This is a genomic window from Citrobacter sp. GW821-FHT02E08 (assembly GCF_059421685.1).
Genome location: NZ_JBWKVL010000003.1, coordinates 370880 through 388043 on the forward strand (window position 1 = coordinate 370880; position 17164 = coordinate 388043).

16 protein-coding genes are annotated in these 17164 nt (G+C 54.3%); 11 read left to right on the top strand and 5 right to left on the bottom strand.

The features are described from left to right. Positions 1 to 8 precede the first annotated feature (8 nt). The 11 genes from rpe (at position 9) to AC07UY_RS06105 (ending at position 10157) form a co-directional block, all read left to right on the top strand. The gene (rpe, locus tag AC07UY_RS06055) at positions 9 to 686 is read left to right on the top strand and encodes a ribulose-phosphate 3-epimerase (protein ID WP_162380530.1); all 678 of its coding nucleotides are present in this window, start codon (positions 9 to 11) and stop codon (positions 684 to 686) included. After that, positions 679 to 1437, top strand: a complete 759-nt coding sequence (gene gph, locus AC07UY_RS06060) for a phosphoglycolate phosphatase (RefSeq protein ID WP_203359740.1) — start codon at positions 679 to 681, stop codon at positions 1435 to 1437. The genes rpe and gph overlap by 8 nt, the downstream gene beginning before the upstream one ends. Continuing rightward, the gene (gene trpS, locus AC07UY_RS06065; protein ID WP_203359741.1) at positions 1430 to 2434 is read left to right on the top strand and encodes a tryptophan--tRNA ligase; all 1005 of its coding nucleotides are present in this window, start codon (positions 1430 to 1432) and stop codon (positions 2432 to 2434) included. The genes gph and trpS overlap by 8 nt, the downstream gene beginning before the upstream one ends. A gap of 163 nt (positions 2435 to 2597) precedes the next feature. Further along, positions 2598 to 3503 carry a GntR family transcriptional regulator YhfZ gene (gene yhfZ, locus AC07UY_RS06070; protein ID WP_494700907.1) on the top strand — a complete coding sequence of 302 codons (906 nt, stop codon included), beginning with the start codon at positions 2598 to 2600 and terminating at the stop codon, positions 3501 to 3503. Positions 3504 to 3518: 15 nt separating this feature from the next. Then, positions 3519 to 3881 carry a PRD domain-containing protein gene (locus AC07UY_RS06075; RefSeq protein WP_494700812.1) on the top strand — a complete coding sequence of 121 codons (363 nt, stop codon included), beginning with the start codon at positions 3519 to 3521 and terminating at the stop codon, positions 3879 to 3881. 83 nt (positions 3882 to 3964) lie between these two features. After that, complete coding sequence (locus AC07UY_RS06080; protein ID WP_494700811.1) at positions 3965 to 5128, top strand: YhfX family PLP-dependent enzyme; 1164 nt, start codon at positions 3965 to 3967, stop codon at positions 5126 to 5128. Beyond that, complete coding sequence (locus AC07UY_RS06085; protein ID WP_494659740.1) at positions 5128 to 6354, top strand: phosphopentomutase; 1227 nt, start codon at positions 5128 to 5130, stop codon at positions 6352 to 6354. Before AC07UY_RS06080 ends, AC07UY_RS06085 begins: the two co-directional genes overlap by 1 nt. Beyond that, the gene (locus tag AC07UY_RS06090) at positions 6351 to 7229 is read left to right on the top strand and encodes a phosphotriesterase-related protein (RefSeq protein WP_494659741.1); all 879 of its coding nucleotides are present in this window, start codon (positions 6351 to 6353) and stop codon (positions 7227 to 7229) included. The genes AC07UY_RS06085 and AC07UY_RS06090 overlap by 4 nt, the downstream gene beginning before the upstream one ends. A gap of 87 nt (positions 7230 to 7316) precedes the next feature. Further along, positions 7317 to 7679, top strand: coding sequence for a DUF2620 domain-containing protein (locus AC07UY_RS06095; RefSeq protein WP_490469453.1), 363 nt, complete (start codon positions 7317 to 7319; stop codon positions 7677 to 7679). A gap of 8 nt (positions 7680 to 7687) precedes the next feature. Beyond that, positions 7688 to 9046 (top strand): YhfT family protein, encoded by a 1359-nt coding sequence (locus tag AC07UY_RS06100; RefSeq protein WP_203359747.1) that lies wholly within the window; start codon positions 7688 to 7690, stop codon positions 9044 to 9046. 16 nt (positions 9047 to 9062) lie between these two features. Then, the gene (locus AC07UY_RS06105) at positions 9063 to 10157 is read left to right on the top strand and encodes an aminotransferase class I/II-fold pyridoxal phosphate-dependent enzyme (RefSeq protein ID WP_494659742.1); all 1095 of its coding nucleotides are present in this window, start codon (positions 9063 to 9065) and stop codon (positions 10155 to 10157) included. Between the two features lie 52 nt (positions 10158 to 10209). On the opposite strand, the gene cysG is transcribed toward AC07UY_RS06105, so the two are convergent. The 5 genes from cysG to tsgA form a co-directional block, all read right to left on the bottom strand. Further along, the gene (gene cysG / locus AC07UY_RS06110; RefSeq protein ID WP_494659743.1) at positions 10210 to 11583 is read right to left on the bottom strand and encodes a siroheme synthase CysG; all 1374 of its coding nucleotides are present in this window, start codon (positions 11581 to 11583) and stop codon (positions 10210 to 10212) included. 11 nt (positions 11584 to 11594) lie between these two features. Next, a complete protein-coding gene (gene nirC / locus AC07UY_RS06115) occupies positions 11595 to 12404 on the bottom strand; it encodes a nitrite transporter NirC (protein ID WP_494700810.1) in 810 nt (269 codons plus the stop codon). Positions 12405 to 12591: 187 nt separating this feature from the next. Next, complete coding sequence (nirD, locus tag AC07UY_RS06120; protein ID WP_301700493.1) at positions 12592 to 12918, bottom strand: nitrite reductase small subunit NirD; 327 nt, start codon at positions 12916 to 12918, stop codon at positions 12592 to 12594. Beyond that, positions 12915 to 15458, bottom strand: a complete 2544-nt coding sequence (gene nirB, locus AC07UY_RS06125; RefSeq protein WP_494700809.1) for an NADPH-nitrite reductase large subunit — start codon at positions 15456 to 15458, stop codon at positions 12915 to 12917. The genes nirD and nirB overlap by 4 nt, the downstream gene beginning before the upstream one ends. A 284-nt stretch (positions 15459 to 15742) precedes the next feature. After that, positions 15743 to 16924, bottom strand: coding sequence for an MFS transporter TsgA (gene tsgA / locus AC07UY_RS06130; RefSeq protein ID WP_203359752.1), 1182 nt, complete (start codon positions 16922 to 16924; stop codon positions 15743 to 15745). Between the last annotated feature and the right edge of the window lie 240 nt (positions 16925 to 17164).

Here is a 17164-nt window from a genome sequence, read left to right on the forward strand (position 1 = left end):
AGAAGCGGATGAAACAGTATTTGATTGCCCCCTCAATTCTGTCGGCTGATTTTGCTCGCCTGGGTGAGGACACCGCGAAAGCACTGACTGCTGGTGCTGATGTCGTGCATTTTGACGTCATGGACAACCACTATGTGCCGAACCTGACGATCGGACCCATGGTGCTGAAATCCCTGCGTAAATACGGTATTACCGCACCTATCGACGTGCATCTGATGGTGAAGCCGGTTGACCGTATTGTGCCGGATTTCGCCGCCGCAGGCGCCAACATCATTACTTTTCATCCGGAAGCCTCCGAACACGTCGACCGCACCTTGCAACTGATTAAAGAGCACGGCTGCAAAGCCGGCCTGGTATTCAACCCGGCCACACCGCTCAGCTATCTGGACTATGTGATGGACAAGCTGGATGTGATCCTGTTGATGTCCGTTAACCCGGGCTTCGGTGGTCAGTCCTTCATTCCACAGACGCTTGAGAAACTGCGCGAAGTGCGTCGTCGTATCGATGAATCCGGCTACGACATCCGTCTGGAAGTGGATGGCGGCGTTAAGGTGGACAACATCGGTGAAATCGCGTCGGCTGGCGCGGATATGTTTGTGGCAGGCTCCGCCATCTTTGACCAGCCAGACTACAAAAAAGTGATAGATGAAATGCGCCGTGAACTGGCGAAGGTAAGTCATGGATAAATTGCAGAATATTCGGGGCGTTGCATTTGACCTCGACGGGACGCTGGTCGACAGCGCACCGGGACTAACCGCTGCGGTGGATATGGCGTTGTATGCGCTGGAACTGCCGACGGCAGGCGAAGAGCGTGTTATTACCTGGATTGGTAACGGTGCAGATGTGCTGATGGAACGCGCACTGACCTGGTCTCGCCAGGAACGTGCGATGCAGCGTAAAACAATGGGCAAACCGCCTGTTGATGACGACATCCCTGCTGAAGAACAGGTGCGTATTTTGCGTAAGCTGTTCGACCGTTATTATGCGGATGTGGCGCAAGAGGGGACGTTCCTGTTCCCCAACGTAGTGGATACGCTGGGTGCGCTGCACGCTAACGGGTTGCCGTTAGGTCTGGTCACCAACAAGCCGACGCCGTTTGTTGCTCCTCTGCTGGAAGCGCTGGATATCGCCAAATATTTTAGCGTGGTCATCGGTGGTGACGACGTGCAGAACAAAAAACCGCATCCGGACCCGCTACTGCTTGTCGCGAGCCGCATGGGTATTGCGCCTGAGCAGATGCTTTTCGTGGGTGATTCACGAAATGACATTCAGGCCGCGGTTGCCGCAGGCTGTCCGTCTGTGGGACTTACCTATGGCTATAACTACGGTGAAGCGATTGACCTTAGCCAGCCAGACGTTGTTTACGACAGTATTAATGACCTTCTGCCCGCTCTCGGGCTTTTGCAAAGCGAAAATCAGGAATTGAAAAATGACTAAGCCCATCGTTTTTAGTGGCGCACAGCCCTCAGGTGAATTGACCATTGGCAACTACATGGGTGCGCTGCGTCAGTGGGTGAACATGCAAGATGATTTCCACTGCATCTACTGCATCGTTGACCAGCATGCCATCACCGTGCGTCAGGATGCGCAGCAGTTGCGTAAAGCGACGCTGGATACGCTGGCGCTCTACCTTGCGTGCGGTATCGATCCTGAGAAAAGCACCATCTTCGTTCAGTCCCACGTGCCGGAACATGCACAACTGGGTTGGGCATTGAACTGCTACACCTATTTCGGCGAACTGAGCCGTATGACGCAGTTCAAAGATAAATCTGCGCGTTATGCAGAAAACATTAACGCCGGTCTTTTTGATTATCCGGTTCTGATGGCGGCGGACATTCTGCTGTACCAAACCAACCAGGTTCCGGTCGGTGAAGATCAGAAACAGCACCTGGAGCTGAGCCGCGACATCGCGCAGCGTTTTAACGCCATCTACGGCGATATCTTCAAAGTGCCAGAGCCGTTCATTCCGAAATCTGGCGCGCGCGTGATGTCGCTGCTGGAGCCGACCAAAAAGATGTCTAAGTCGGACGACAACCGCAACAATGTGATCGGCCTGCTGGAAGACCCGAAATCCGTCGTGAAGAAAATCAAACGCGCGATGACCGACTCCGAAGAGCCGCCGGTTGTGCGTTACGATGTGAAAGAAAAAGCGGGCGTGTCCAACCTGCTGGATATCCTCTCTGCAGTGACCGGCGAGAGCATTCCTGAACTGGAACAACGCTTTGAAGGCAAAATGTACGGTCATCTGAAAGGTGAAGTAGCGGACGCGGTTTCCGGCATGCTGACCGAGTTGCAGGAGCGTTATCACCGTTACCGCAATGATGAAGCATTCCTGCAGAAAGTGATGAAAGAGGGTGCCGAAAAAGCCAGCGCCCGCGCTTCTGTCACCCTGAAAGCGGTGTACGAAGCGATCGGCTTTGTCGCGAAACCGTAATTCAACGATGTCGCTAAAAACCGGGTAAATCCCGGTTTTTTTTCGCCTGTCTTTTATGTGACCAATAAAAAGTGTGAAGCGCCTCGCCGTTTGCACATCTCGCCATTGCGCTATATATTCAATTTAATGAAGATATAAATATTCAATTTACTGAAAATATATGATGCGTCGGACATTTATCAAGAAAGAAGGGGTTGTCTTAACAACTCTGGCCCGTTACCTGTTGGGTGAAAAGTGTGGTAACCGTTTGAAAACCATAGATGAACTGGCAAGTGAATGCCACTCATCTGTCGGATTAACGCAGGCCGCGCTGAAAACGCTGGAATCCTCAGGGGCAATCCGCATTGAGCGTCGCGGGCGTAATGGTAGTTTCCTGGTAGAAATGGATAACAAAACGCTGTTGACGCATGTGGATATCAACAACGTGGTATGTGCCATGCCGTTGCCTTATACCCGTCTGTACGAAGGGTTGGCGAGCGGTCTGAAAGCGCAATTTGAGGGGATCCCCTTTTATTACGCGCACATGCGTGGGGCAGATATTCGTGTGGAATGTTTACTGAACGGCGTCTATGACATGGCGGTGGTCTCCCGTCTGGCGGCAGACAGTTATCTGGCGCAGAACGGGTTGCGCATCGCGCTGGAGCTGGGGCCACATACTTATGTGGGCGAGCATCAGCTCATTTGTCGCAAAGGTGAGGCTGAAAATGTGAAACGCGTGGGTCTGGATAACCGCTCGGCGGATCAGAAAATCATGACGGAAGCCTGTTTTGGCGACAGCGACGTGGAGTTGGTAGACCTTTCCTACCACGAAAGCCTTCAGCGTATTGTGAAAGGGGACGTGGATGCGGTGATCTGGAACGTCGTGGCGGATGCTGAACTGGCGATGCTGGGATTAGAAGCGACCCCGCTCACCCGCGATCCCCGATTCTTACAGGCAACGGAAGCCGTCGTACTGACGCGCGCGGATGATTATCCGATGCAGCAATTACTGCGTGCGGTGGTGGACAAACAGGCGCTGCTCGCCCATCAGCAACGGGTGGTTAACGGTGAGCAGGAACCCAGCTATTAAGTTAAGGGCGTTTTGATGGAATACCGACTGAACCTGCTATGTGAAGCGGGTGTGATTGATAAGGATATCTGCAGCGGCATGCTGCAGGTTGTTGAACGGTTGAGCAATGAGTGGCATCTGCCGGTTCACTCCGAGCAAGGGACGATGGCGATGACGCACATGGCGAGCGCGTTAATGCGCAGCCGCCGTGGGGAAGTGATTGGGCCGCTGGACGACGAGTTACTGGCTGAAATGGCGCAATCAAACCACTGGCCAACCATTTTGCTGGTACACCAGACATTGCTGAAAGAGTTTGCGGTGACGCTTCATGCAAATGAAGAGGGGTATCTGCTGGCGAACCTGTACGGATTGTGGATGGCGGCAGAAGAAGGCGTTTGAAAGAGATGGAATAGCAATGTCCTTCACCTTAAATATTCAAAAAAATGAATATTTAAATCAGGGATTGGAAACGAGGCTAAAAGATGTTTATACACGCACTGAAACGGCAGAACCCTGCGCTTATTACCGCCGCGCTTCGGTTATGGCAACAGGGGAAGATTGTCCCCGATAGCTGGGTGATTGATGTTGACCAGGTTCTGGAAAATGGTAAGCGGCTGATTGAGGTCGCGCAGCAACACGGCATCACGTTGTATCTGATGACCAAGCAGGTTGGGAGAAATCCCTGGCTGGCGGAAAAGCTGTTGGCGCTGGGTTATGCCGGGATTGTCGTGGTGGACTATAAAGAGGGCCGAACCCTGCGCCGCGCCGGATTACCGATTGCGCATCAGGGTCATTTGGTGCAGATCCCGTCTCGACTCGTTGATGCAGCAGTAGAACAAAATACGGATGTCATCACGCTGTTTTCGTTAGAGAAAGCGCGGGAAGTTTCTGCGGCCGCAGTGAAAGCCGGGCAGACGCAGGCGGTGATGCTCAAGGTGTATGGCGAAAACGACTTTCTTTATCCCGGGCAGGAAAGCGGCTTCCCACTGGCCGATCTGGATGAGGTTGTCGCACAGGTTCAACGGTTACCGGGTCTGCATCTGAGCGGATTAACGCATTTTCCTTGTCTGCTCTGGGATGAGGCGGCAGGTGAAACCGTTCCGACGCCTAACCTGCACACGCTGGTCGATGCGCGACGCCAACTTGAAGCGTCGGGTGTCGCTATCGAACAGCTGAATGCCCCTTCTGCGACCAGCTGCGCCTCTTTGCCGCTGCTGGCAAAGTACGGCGTCACTCACGCTGAGCCTGGCCATGCGTTGACGGGCACGATTCCTTCTAATCAACAGGGCGACCAACCAGAGCGCATTGCAATGCTTTGGCTGAGCGAGATCTCTCACCATTTTCGTGGCGACAGCTATTGCTATGGCGGCGGTTATTACCGTCGCGGGCATGCGCGTAATGCGCTGGTGTTTACCCATGAAAATGACGCGCCGATTGAGACGCAACTGAAACCTGTCGATGACAGCAGTATTGATTATTACCTGCCGCTTGCAGGGGAATTCCCGGTAAGCAGTGCCGTTGTGCTCTGTTTTCGCACGCAAATCTTTGTGACGCGCAGTGACGTTGTGCTGGTGTCCGGTATTCAGCGCGGCGCGCCTGAGATTGTCGCCCGTTATGACAGCCTCGGAAACCTTCTGGAGGACTAATGGCTCGTTTCGTGGTGGTAGTGATCGATAGCTTCGGCGTCGGGGCAATGAAGGATGTCGCGCAGATCCGACCGCAGGATGCTGGCGCGAATACCTGCGGGCATATCCTGAGTCAGCAGCCGCAGCTGCGTTTGCCAACGCTGGAAAAGCTGGGGTTGATGAATGCGCTGGGGTACACGCCGGGCGTGATGAAACCGTCCGCATCAGCGGTATGGGGCGTCGCGGAATTGCAACATGAAGGGGGCGATACCTTCATGGGGCATCAGGAAATTTTAGGCTCGCGACCCCAGGCGCCGCTACGCATGCCGTTTAGCGAGGTGATTGGGCGCGTTGAACAGGCGCTGAAAGCCGCAGGTTTGCAGGTGGAGCGGCGTGGCGATGGGCTGGCGTTTCTGTGGGTGAATCAGGCGGTCGCCATTGGCGATAACCTCGAAGCGGATTTGGGGCAGGTCTACAACATTACCGCCAACCTTTCCGTCATTGACTTCGATGAGGTGGTGAAAATTGGCCGCATCGTGCGTGAGCATGCGCAGGTTGGGCGGGTCATTGCTTTTGGCGGCACGCTGAAAGACAGCCAACAGATTCTGGATGCCGTTGAGACAAAAGCGGAACGCTTCATCGGCATCAATGCGCCGCGCTCGGGGGCGTATGAAAACGGTTTTCAGGTGGTTCACATGGGCTATGGCGTTGATGCGCAGGTTCAGGTTCCGCAGAAGCTGCATGAGGTCGGCGTGCCAACCGTACTGGTCGGAAAAGTAGCTGATATTGTCAGCAACCCACATGGTCGCAGCTGGCAAAACCTGGTCGATAGCCAGCGCATTATGGATATCACTCGAGATGAATTTAACGCCGAACGGACCGTGTTTATTTGCGCCAACATCCAGGAAACCGATCTCGCTGGTCATGCCGAGGATGTCGCACGTTATGCGGAACGCCTGCAGGTCGTCGACAGTAATCTAACGCGCCTTCTTTCTGATATGGGTCCGGATGATTACCTGGTCGTCATGGCCGATCACGGCAACGACCCCACGATTGGTCACAGTCACCACACCCGTGAAGTGGTGCCGGTGCTGGTATATCGACAGGGGCTGGAACCCGCTCAGTTAGGCGTTCGCGCCACGCTGTCAGATGTGGGCGCCACAGTATGCGAATTCTTTGGCGCTGCAGCCCCGCAAAACGGCACCTCTTTTCTTTCGGCATTACGGCTCACAGGAGACGCGTTATGAGCATTGATACTTCAGGCTACACCTACGCCCACGAGCATCTGCATATCGATCTCTCCGGGTTCAAAAACAACCTCGACTGCCGGTTCGATCAGTACGATCTCATCTGCCAGGAGATGAACGTTCTGATGGCGTTGGGCGTGCGCAACATCATTGAGATGACCAACCGTTACATGGGGCGTAACCCACAATTTATGCTCGATCTAATGCGTGATACGGGAATGAATGTGGTGGCCTGCACGGGGTATTACCAGAATCAGTTTTTCCCGGAACATGTCGCGACCCGCAGCGTGGAGCAACTGGCCCAGGAGATGGTCGATGAAATTGTCGGCGGAATCGATGGCACTGAACTGAAAGCCGGGATCATCGCTGAAATCGGCTCCAGCGAAGGCGTAATCACGCCGCTGGAAGAAAAGGTCTTTATTGCTGCCGCACGTGCCCACAATGAAACCGGGCGCCCGATCTCGACGCACACCTCGTTCGGCACCATGGGCCTGGAACAGTTGGCCTTACTGAAAACGCAGGGCGTCTCCCTCTCGCGAGTGGTGATTGGTCACTGCGATCTCAAAGATAATCTCGACAATATCTTGCGCATGATCGATCTCGGCGCGTATGTGCAGTTCGATACTATCGGTAAAAACAGCTACTACCCGGACGAGAAACGTATTGGGATGCTGCATATGCTTCGCGATCGCGGTTTGCTCAACCGCGTGATGCTCTCAATGGATATTACCCGCCGGTCACATTTGAAAGCGAACGGCGGTAATGGCTACGACTACCTGTTAACCACCTTTGTCCCACAACTGCGCCAGTCAGGGTTCAGTCAGGTCGATGTGGACATGATGCTGCGTGATAACCCTGCTCGTTTCTTCCAGTAGGTCGGTTTGATTGAGACAGCGCGCGTTGAGGGTAGGCGTTTTTAATAACGTATTAGCGATAGAAATAAATCAATAAGGAAACAGACAATGAAAATCGTGATTGGTGGTCAGATTGAGAAAGACAAAATAGCTGAAACAGTCCGCCGTGAAGCGGGCGATCGTGCCACCTCAGTCACTGTCATGGGGGACATTGAAGCGGCCATGGCATTAAAAAGCGGAGCGGCAGACTACTATTTCGGCGCGTGCAATACCGGTGGCGGCGGGGCGCTGGCAATGGCGATTGCGATTGCGGGGGCCAGCCAATGTATTACCGTCGGCATGCCGGGAAAAATTCTGTCAAATGAAGAGATTATTGCAGGCGTAAACGCAGGGAAAAAAGCCTTCGGTTTCACGGGGCAGGACACTGAAATCGTTGTCCCGGTAATTATCAAGGCAATCCTGGGCGCATAGGAGGAAAAATGGAACATGAGTTTCTGATGCGCCTGTTAACCATCGATCCCATGAAGGCAGGATTAATCGCGCTCATTGGCGGGCTGTCTGCCATGATGGCCAACCGGGGGATTGCGGTTTTTCATGATGGCCTGCGCCCATTAATGCCTGAATATCTCGAAGGGAGAATGGATCACAAAACGCTGGCGGCGACCAGCTTTGCACTGAGTTTCGGGTTGGTCATTGGATTTGGGCTGCCATTTTCACTGACCGCGCCGATTATTCTGGTGCATAGCCTGCTGCTGGGAACTGATGTGGTGGGCACATGGTGTAACAATAGCCGCCGTGGCTTCCTGCTCTCCGGCGTCATTGGTGCCCTTTATGGTGTGGCGCTGATGGTTGGACTGCGTTCAGTGGTTGATCTGTTCAACATGATGCCCGTAAATTTTATGAATAACCTCAGCCAGGTGGGAGACCCGATTATTGTCTGTTTCGCCCTCTTTCCTGCATTGGTTGTCGGTTATCAGTACGGATACAAAAAAGGGATGTGGGTGCTGGTCGCGACACTGGTGGGGTATCTGGTCGCGCACTCTTTTGGCAGCATCAGTTTCGGCGGGCGCATTGAAAAACCCGTCAAGCTTGACCCGAACGGTATTGCGCTATTGCTCGCGATGATCGCGATGTTCTATTTCACCATGCAAGAGCGTCCTGCGACGTCAGAAAATGCGGATGGGGTAAAGACGAAAGGCGCGAATGAGATGCTGGTGGGCCTCTTTTCGGCACGTATAGAACGCATTCAGAAAAACAAATGGCTGTTGGTGTTCAGCGGCGGCTTATGCGCGATGGCCGGTTCGATGTCATTCAGTTTACTGGCAGAAGGCCCCGTTTCGCTACAACTGATGGCGCAGGGAGAGCAAACCAGCGCTATGCTGGTTGCACTGGCGCGAGCGATCAGCTTTATCCCTCTGGTCGGTATGACGGCAATTGCAACAGGTGTCTACAGCCCGGAAGGCATGAAGTTTGTTTTTGTTGCAGGCCTGGCGACCAATAACCCTTTGATAGCGTTCATTGCGGGCGGCGTCATTATGTTCCTGGAGATTAGACTGCTCGCCAGAACGGCGATCTGGCTGGACAAATATCCTGGCGTCAAAGCGTGTGGTGATCATATCCGTACCGCGATCACACGAATGCTGGAAGTGTCGCTGCTGGTGGGTGGGATGATTGCGTCTAACGCCATTTTGCCGGGTATGGGATTCATGATCGTCGCAGGAATTTATCTGCTTAACCGAACCTCCCGTAGACCGCTGGTGGAGATGTCTATTGGCCCGGTTGCCACGATTGCCGTCGGGATACTGGCTAACCTCTTCTACTTTATCGGGATTGTGTAACCCTAAGGTCATCGCCATGGAAACCTATCCATTACAAAGCCTGACGCTGATGGAGGCTCAGGAGAAGCAATTTGCGCTGGTGGACACACTGTGCCGCCATTTTCCCGGTGCTGATTTTTTGGCGGGCGGCGATTTAGGGCTTGTGCCGGGGCTAAACCAGCCCCGGGTAACGCAGCGTGTCGAGCAGGTCCTGGCCGATGCGTTTCACGCCGAGGCGGCCGTGTTGGTGCAGGGCGCGGGTACCGGTGCTATTCGCGCAGGGTTGTGCGCGTTGCTCAAACCCGGTCAGCGGCTACTGGTACATGATGCGCCGGTGTATCCGACCACTGCGTGCATCATAGAACAGATGGGCGTTGAACTCATTCGCGCCGATTTCAATACTCCCGGCGCGATAACGCAGGCCATTGAACAGCACCGTCCTCAGGCGGCGCTGGTTCAGCACACACGCCAGCAGCCCCGGGACAGCTACTCGCTGACGGTGGTGCTGGAGGAAATCGCGCACAGCGGGGTTCCTACGCTGACTGATGACAACTATGCGGTCATGAAAGTGGGCAGCATCGGGTGTGAATGCGGGGCCACGCTCTCTACGTTCTCCTGCTTTAAACTCTTCGGGCCTGAAGGTGTGGGGGCGGTTGTTGGGGAGGCCGACGCTATCGCTAAAATCCGGTCTACTCTGTATTCCGGCGGTAGCCAGATCCAGGGCGCGCAAGCGCTGGAAGTGCTGCGTGGACTGGTTTTTGCGCCCGTGATGCATGCCGTGCAGGCTGGGGTATCCGAGCGTATACTCGCGCGGCTCAATGGAGGGAGTCTGCCGGAGGTGAAGCAGGCGGTGATTGCCAACGCGCAGTCGAAAGTATTGATCGTGGAGTTCAATCACCCGATTGCCGGGAGAGTGCTGGAAGAAGCGCACAAACGCGGGGCGCTGCCTTACCCGGTGGGGGCGGAATCAAAATATGAGATCCCACCTCTGTTTTATCGCCTCTCCGGGACGTTTCGCGAAGCCGCTCCGGGTCTGGAACAGTACGCGATCCGTATTAATCCAAACCGTAGCGGCGAGGAGACGGTGCTGCGTATATTGCAGGAAAGCATCGGGCAGGTCATGGCTGGCTAGCGCCCGGCGACGACAGGCATAAAAAAACCGGGAAATTCCCGGTTTTTTTACATTAATGGTTCGAGAACCAGTTCAGCTTATCGCGCAGAGCAACCACTCTACCGACAATAATTAACGCCGGGCTCTCAACACGCTGCGCCAGGTCGCCTAACTGCGACAGCTCCCCGTTAACCACGCGTTGTTTCACGGCAGTTCCATTCTCAACCAGCGCAACCGGCATATCAGCCTGCATGCCGAACTCAATCAGTTTTTCCTGGATAGTCGCCGCCTGATTCAGCCCCATGTAGAACACCAGCGTCTGCTTCTCGGCCGCCAGGTTCTCCCAGTCAAGCTCGCCACCGGTTTTCAAATGCCCGGTGACCAGACGGACGCTTTGCGCGTAGTCGCGGTGGGTCAGTGGGATCCCGGAGTACGCTGAACAGCCTGAAGCCGCCGTAATCCCCGGCACCACCGAGAAGGGGATCCCTGCGTGGCATAAGGTTTCCAGCTCCTCGCCGCCGCGACCAAAAATAAACGGATCGCCGCCTTTCAGACGCACGACGCGTTTACCCTGCTGGGCTTCACGCAGCAGGATCTGGTTAATCTCTTCCTGTGGTACGCAGTGATATCCCGCCCGTTTGCCCACAAAAACGCGGTCAGCATCGCGGCGGACCAGGTTCATGATGTCGTCGGAAACCAGGCGGTCATACACCACCACATCGGCCTGTTGAATTTGCTGCAATCCTTTCAGGGTGAGCAGACCGGCGTCGCCAGGTCCGGCACCAACCAGCACCACTTCACCACGGTGATCCAGCGGTTCGCTGAGCATTTGTTCCGTGGTTTGTTCAATGGCCTGGCGATCGTCGTTGGCGAGCGACTGCGCCAGACGGTCGTTGACAAAGAGTTTCTCCCAGAAACGACGGCGTTCGCCCATCGTGGCGAATTGTTGTTTCACCCGGGAACGAAGTTGTCCGGCGTACTGCGCAACCTGGCCTAAATGCTGGGGCAACATCGCCTCAAGCTTCTCACGCAGTAAGCGTGCGAGAACCGGCGATGTGCCGCCCGAGGAGACGGCTACCATCAGCGGCGAACGGTCAATAATCGAGGGCATAATAAAGCTGGCGGCTTTCGGCGCATCGACCACATTGCAGAAAATGCGGCGAGTTTCGGCAGCGCGGCTAACGCGTTGATTCACTTCATCGTCATCGGTTGCCGCGATGGCCAGCCAGCAGGGGTCGAGGAGCGCTTCGTCGAACGGCCCCTCCACCAGGGTCAACATGCCTTCATTTGCCCATACGGTAAACTGTGGAATAAACGCCAGTGCGTTGACCGTGAGTCTGGCTCCGGCTTCCAGCAGTAACCGCGCTTTGCGTTCTGCGACATCACCCCCGCCGACGATCAGGCAGTCGCGGTCACGTAGTTGACAAAATATAGGCAAATGATCCACGACATTACCCCTTAATTATTGGCAGCAGCCTCAGTTTGGTTGATTTTTGCCGGAGCCGGACGCTCCGATTTCGGCGTAGCATACCAATAACCCCATCCCATGAACACGACACCGGACAAAGTATTACCTAGTGTTACCCACAACAAATTGTGACCGATCCCGGACAATGTATAGGCATCACTGTGATGGCCAAACCAGGAGAGGGCAAACAGGGTCATGTTGGCAACGGAGTGCTCATAGCCCGAGGCGATAAACGCCAGCAGACACCACCAGATGGCGATGAACTTCGCGGCGCCTTCGGTACGGATTGCCATCCAGATTGCCAGACAAACCAGCCAGTTACACAGCGCGCCTTTGAAAAAGAGCACGGTGGCCGGGGCGGCCGTTTTGGCGAGGGCAACCGAGTGCACAATGCTGGTATCGACCGGCAGCAGGCTACCGCCGCCCCAGCTATACAGCAGCGCGACGAACACCGACCCCACCAGGTTGCCCAGCCAGGTTTGCGGCAGAATGGCCCACATTTGCCCGTGGCTGATGGTACCTGCTTTGACGCCGAGCGTCAGAAACATGGTGTGGCCCGTGAAGAGTTCAGAACCGGCAATAATCACCAGCGTCAACGCAATACCAAAGGTTGCACCCATTACCAGCGGGCGGATAGAAGGATCGAGCAGATTCCCGAGGGTGAAAATAAGGATAATACCGAGACCGACATAGGCCCCCGCCATTGCAGAACTAACCCAGAAGCCGAGCGGGTTTTTCGCCGACAGGCGTGCGATGCGCGCAGCGTTAGCCGCACACTTGTTAATAGTGTCTGTGAACATGTGTTTGATTACCCTTGAAATATAAATAATAAAAAAACAATCGTACGTAGGCCGGATAAGGCATTTATGCCGCCATCCGGCAATGTGCTTATGCCATTTGCCTGATGGCGCTACGCTTATCAGGCCTACGAAAAAAGGCCTACCAAATACGTCAAATAAGGAAGGCGTTGCACCTCCCGTTCATGCATTAACCGCGCAGTTGTACGATGCCGTCTTTGACACGGGCTTCGTAGTGCGCCACGGAGTGACTTTCGTCCTCCATGCACAGGCCATCGCGCAGGCGGAAGCGCTGTTTTTTCAGCGGGCTGGCGACCCACAACTCCCCCTGGTGCTCTGCAATCAACCCGCGAGACAACACGCTGGATTCGAAAAAGGGATCGATGTTGCTGATCGCAAAGACCTGGTCGCTATGGTAAGGACGGAAAATAGCGACCTGCTCTTCGCCTAACAGCGCACAGACGCCGGTTGCAGGCAGAATGTCATCGATTTTGCAGATGTTTTTCCACTGGCTCATGCGTTCTCCTCCACCAGAGTTACCGGAATGCGTTCGTACGGTGTTGCCGGACGATGCTGCTCACGTTCAGGAACGACCTGGACGTTCGGGTCGCGTTTATCGCTGTTGATAAAGTGTCTGAAGCGGACCTGCGCAGACGGCGTGTTGACGGTTTCTGTCCACTCGCAGATGACGGCTTCGCGCAGACGCGCCATCTCTTCTTCCAGGTGTTCGTTCAGACCCAGTTTGTCGTCGATGATGACGGACTTCAGGTATTCAATACCGCCTTCCAGGCTATCTAACCACGGTGCGGTACGCGTCAGTTTGTCTGCCGTACGGATGTAGAACATCATGAAACGATCGAGATATTTGAGCAGCGTTTCGCTGTCGATATCTGCTGCCAGCAGATCGGCGTGGCGCGGTTTCATCCCGCCGTTGCCGCAGACGTACAGGTTCCAGCCTTTTTCCGTCGCAATAATACCGACATCTTTACCCTGGGCTTCTGCACACTCACGGGTACAGCCGGAAACGCCGAATTTCATTTTGTGCGGGGTGCGGATGCCTTTGTAGCGGTTTTCCAGTTCAACGCCGAAGCCGACGCTGTCGCCCACGCCGTAACGACACCAGGTGCTGCCGACGCAGGTTTTCGCCATACGTAGTGCTTTCGCGTACGCATGACCGGTTTCGAAGCCCGCGTCAATCAGCTGACGCCAGATCTCCGGCAGGTCGTCTTTCTGCGCGCCAAACAGGCCAATACGCTGAGACCCGGTGATCTTGGTATACAGATTGAATTCACGGGCGATACGGCCCACCGCCACCAGGCCTTCCGGGGTAATTTCACCGCCTGCGGAACGCGGGATCACGGAGTAGGTGCCGTCTTTCTGAATATTGGCCAGGAAGTTGTCGTTGGTATCCTGTAGCGGTGTGTGCTGTGGCTTCAGAATGTATTCATTCCAGCAGGAGGCCAGCAGGGAGCCAACGGTGGGTTTACACACTTCGCAACCGTAGCCTTTACCGTGTTTCGCCAGCAGTTCTTCAAAGGTTTTGATGCCTTCCACCCGAATGAGATGGAACAGCTCCTGGCGAGAGTACGGGAAGTGCTCGCACAGGTTGTTGTTCACTTCAATACCCTGTTTCGCCAGTTCGGCATTCAGTACCTGAGTGACCAGCGGAATACAACCCCCGCAGCCGGTACCTGCTTTGGTTTCCGCTTTCAGGGCGGCAACGGTGTGGCAACCTTTGTTGATGGCGGCGACCAGCATACCTTTCGTGACGTCGAAGCAGGAGCAAATCTGCGCGCTGTCCGGCAGTTTATCTACGCCGATGGACGGCTTGCCGCTGCCCGCGTGTGCTGGCAGGATCAGTGAATCCGGGTTCTCCGGCAGTTCGATGGCGTTCAGCACCAGTTGCAGCAGGTTGCCGTAATCGCTGGTGTCACCGACCAGAACCGCACCGAGCAGCGTTTTGTTGTCTTTACTGACGATCAGGCGTTTGTAGACTTCTTTGCTTTCATCAAGATAGACATAGCTACGTGCGCCAGGCGTGCGGCCATGCGCATCGCCGATACCGCCTACGTCGACGCCCAGCAGTTTCAGCTTGGCGCTCAGATCCGCGCCTTCAAAGGCGTTTTCATTTTTGAGAATATGGTCAACGGCGACCTGCGCCATTTTGTAGCCTGGTGCGACCAGACCGTATACGCGGTCGTTCCAGCTGGCGCATTCGCCAATCGCGTAGATATCCGGGTCAGAGGTCTGGCAGGTGTCGTTAATCACGATGCCGCCGCGCTGAGCGACGTCCAGACCACACTGGGTAGCCAGCTTGTCACGGGGGCGAATACCGGTGGAGAAGACGATAAAATCCACTTCCAGTTCGCTACCGTCGGCAAAACGCATAGTTTTGCGCGCTTCAGTTCCTTCCTGAACGATCTCTTTGGTGTTTTTGCTGGTGTGCACGCGCACGCCCATGCTTTCAATTTTGCGGCGTAACTGCTCGCCACCCATGTGATCCAGCTGTTCAGCCATCAACATCGGGGCAAATTCGATCACATGCGTTTCGACGCCGAGGTTTTTCAGGGCGCCAGCGGCTTCCAGACCCAGCAGACCACCGCCAACAACGGCCCCACGTTTGCTGCGACGGGCGCAGGACTCAATGGCGTTGAGGTCTTCAATGGTGCGGTAAACAAAGCAATCCTGAGTTTCGGAACCTTTAATCGGCGGGATCCACGGATAGGAACCGGTCGCCATGACGAGCTTATCGTAATAGACCGTACGCCCGGCGCTGGAGTGGATGACCTTCTCCTGGCGGTTAATGGTGATGGCGCGCTCGCCCACCAGAACTTTCACACCGTGCTTTTCATAAAACCCTTCACGCACCAACGACAGCTCTTCAGCCGTGTGGTGGGAGAAGTAAGAAGACAGGTGGACACGGTCGTATGCTTTGCGGGGTTCTTCACAGAAGACGGTAATATCAAACTGGGTCGCGTCAGCTTTATCAAGAAGATCCTCAATAAAGCGGTGGCCGACCATACCATTACCGATAATAGCGAGTCTGACTTTGCTCATTTTTGCCTCGATTTCTTTTCTATTACTGCCTACCTTAACGATTCAGCAACCCCGCTTATTGATGTAAATCAAATTCACCTTTATATACTCCTTTAGAGGTATATTGCTGATTTGTCAGCATTTTTATAAGTCACGGAATTGTCTGGCTTTTCGTGTTTGTACAAATAACATACAAATTGAAGGGTTTTAGGGAGTTAGCAGCTACCACAGGCGATTTTGAGATTTACGCCTTCAGGAGGAGGGGAGAAGAAGCCCCTTTTCAGGACGAAAAGGGGCAGGAGAACTTAGTGGGCTGCCGGGACGTTATGTTGACGATGACGGGTGACGAATCCGAGGATAAAACACATCGCAAAGACGACCGCATACAGACCATTCGCGGTGATCAGCGCCGCCTGCGGGCCGCTGTGCGCCACAATTGGCCCCGTAACCACAAAGGTCAACATCGTGCCGATAGTGCCGCAGGTCAGAATAAAGTTAACCAGCTTTGGCGAGGCGACTTTGGTCTGCTGTGAACCGAGTGTGATGATGGTGGTATAAATGGCGCTGGAGAAGAAGCCCAGCGTCAATATAAACCACGGCATATGTTCTGGCGTGCCGGTAATAAACAGGTACATCAGCACGGTTGCCAGACCTGCCAGCACCGTCAGAATGCGCTGCAGGTCAAAGAAACGCAGAATGAAGCTGAATCCCCACATCCCGAACATGTACGACATCCAGAAATCGCTGACCAGCGTACCGGCATCATTCAGGCTCATGCCCAGGCTTTTGGCGTATTCCGGCACCCAGGAGATAAAACACAACTGACCAAGGATATAGCACAGGGCTGCAATGGCCAGGAACAGCACGCCGATGCCCCATTTTTCTTTCGCCACAGGGGTTTCGGTTTGCTGTGCATGTTTACCCAGCGCCGGGAATTCACACCCGAAGGTCAGAATGAAAATGGCCGCATAGACCAGACCGATGCAGGCATAAACCCAGTACCACTCAATGCTGCGTGCCAGCAGGTAGGCGGCGACCATCGGGAAAATCATTCCCGCCATGCTAAAGAAAGAGTCGGTAAACAACAGTCGTGAACCACGTTGACGACCTTCGTACATCTGCGTGATCAGGAACGTACCGATCGACATGGTGATGCCGCTGACCAGCCCCAGAACAAACATGGCGGCAGAAAACAGCGCCAGACTATGGCCGAACATCAGTCCGGCAACCGCCAGTAGCATCAGGATAAATCCAAAACGCAGCTGTGTTTTCAGCGGGACAATTTCCATCAGCCAGGCATTGAGGAAGATAGAGATCAAAATACCGGCATTGAGGAAGGTGAAAGTGTTGCTCATACTGGAAACAGGCAGATGGAAGTAATCTGCAATGTTTCCCATCACCATACCGGTGACAATTACCAACGCCCCTGTCAGGGCGTAGGAGAGAAAGCTAATCCATGTGAGCTTGATACGATTGCTGTTAGTCATGACTGGCCTGTGTATAGAGGTGTAAAGCGCGTTGACAGCGCAATGGGCGGGCAGATTTTAGGCGTTTTAGTGACGCATTTAAATATTTATTAGTAATTGATTCAGCTGTTGCATTTTTTAAAGTGACATTTGTCACAAAAAATTAGGTGGCCTGACATGACAGGGGGATTCGATACGTAAAATTAAGTAAAGGGATGGCCTTGTCATGGAAGGCTCTTTAGAATCAATCCACTTGCTTTT

What these genes read in the sequence shown, in the direction of transcription:
- rpe (WP_162380530.1), top strand. Translation starts at nt 9, where the DNA reads ATGAAACAGTATTTGATTGCCCCCTCAATTCTGTCGGCTGATTTTGCT.
- gph (WP_203359740.1), top strand. Translation starts at nt 679, where the DNA reads ATGGATAAATTGCAGAATATTCGGGGCGTTGCATTTGACCTCGACGGG.
- trpS (WP_203359741.1), top strand. Translation starts at nt 1,430, where the DNA reads ATGACTAAGCCCATCGTTTTTAGTGGCGCACAGCCCTCAGGTGAATTG.
- yhfZ (WP_494700907.1), top strand. Translation starts at nt 2,598, where the DNA reads ATGCGTCGGACATTTATCAAGAAAGAAGGGGTTGTCTTAACAACTCTG.
- AC07UY_RS06075 (WP_494700812.1), top strand. Translation starts at nt 3,519, where the DNA reads ATGGAATACCGACTGAACCTGCTATGTGAAGCGGGTGTGATTGATAAG.
- AC07UY_RS06080 (WP_494700811.1), top strand. Translation starts at nt 3,965, where the DNA reads ATGTTTATACACGCACTGAAACGGCAGAACCCTGCGCTTATTACCGCC.
- AC07UY_RS06085 (WP_494659740.1), top strand. Translation starts at nt 5,128, where the DNA reads ATGGCTCGTTTCGTGGTGGTAGTGATCGATAGCTTCGGCGTCGGGGCA.
- AC07UY_RS06090 (WP_494659741.1), top strand. Translation starts at nt 6,351, where the DNA reads ATGAGCATTGATACTTCAGGCTACACCTACGCCCACGAGCATCTGCAT.
- AC07UY_RS06095 (WP_490469453.1), top strand. Translation starts at nt 7,317, where the DNA reads ATGAAAATCGTGATTGGTGGTCAGATTGAGAAAGACAAAATAGCTGAA.
- AC07UY_RS06100 (WP_203359747.1), top strand. Translation starts at nt 7,688, where the DNA reads ATGGAACATGAGTTTCTGATGCGCCTGTTAACCATCGATCCCATGAAG.
- AC07UY_RS06105 (WP_494659742.1), top strand. Translation starts at nt 9,063, where the DNA reads ATGGAAACCTATCCATTACAAAGCCTGACGCTGATGGAGGCTCAGGAG.
- nirC (WP_494700810.1), bottom strand. Translation starts at nt 12,404, where the DNA reads ATGTTCACAGACACTATTAACAAGTGTGCGGCTAACGCTGCGCGCATC.
- nirD (WP_301700493.1), bottom strand. Translation starts at nt 12,918, where the DNA reads ATGAGCCAGTGGAAAAACATCTGCAAAATCGATGACATTCTGCCTGCA.
- nirB (WP_494700809.1), bottom strand. Translation starts at nt 15,458, where the DNA reads ATGAGCAAAGTCAGACTCGCTATTATCGGTAATGGTATGGTCGGCCAC.
- tsgA (WP_203359752.1), bottom strand. Translation starts at nt 16,924, where the DNA reads ATGACTAACAGCAATCGTATCAAGCTCACATGGATTAGCTTTCTCTCC.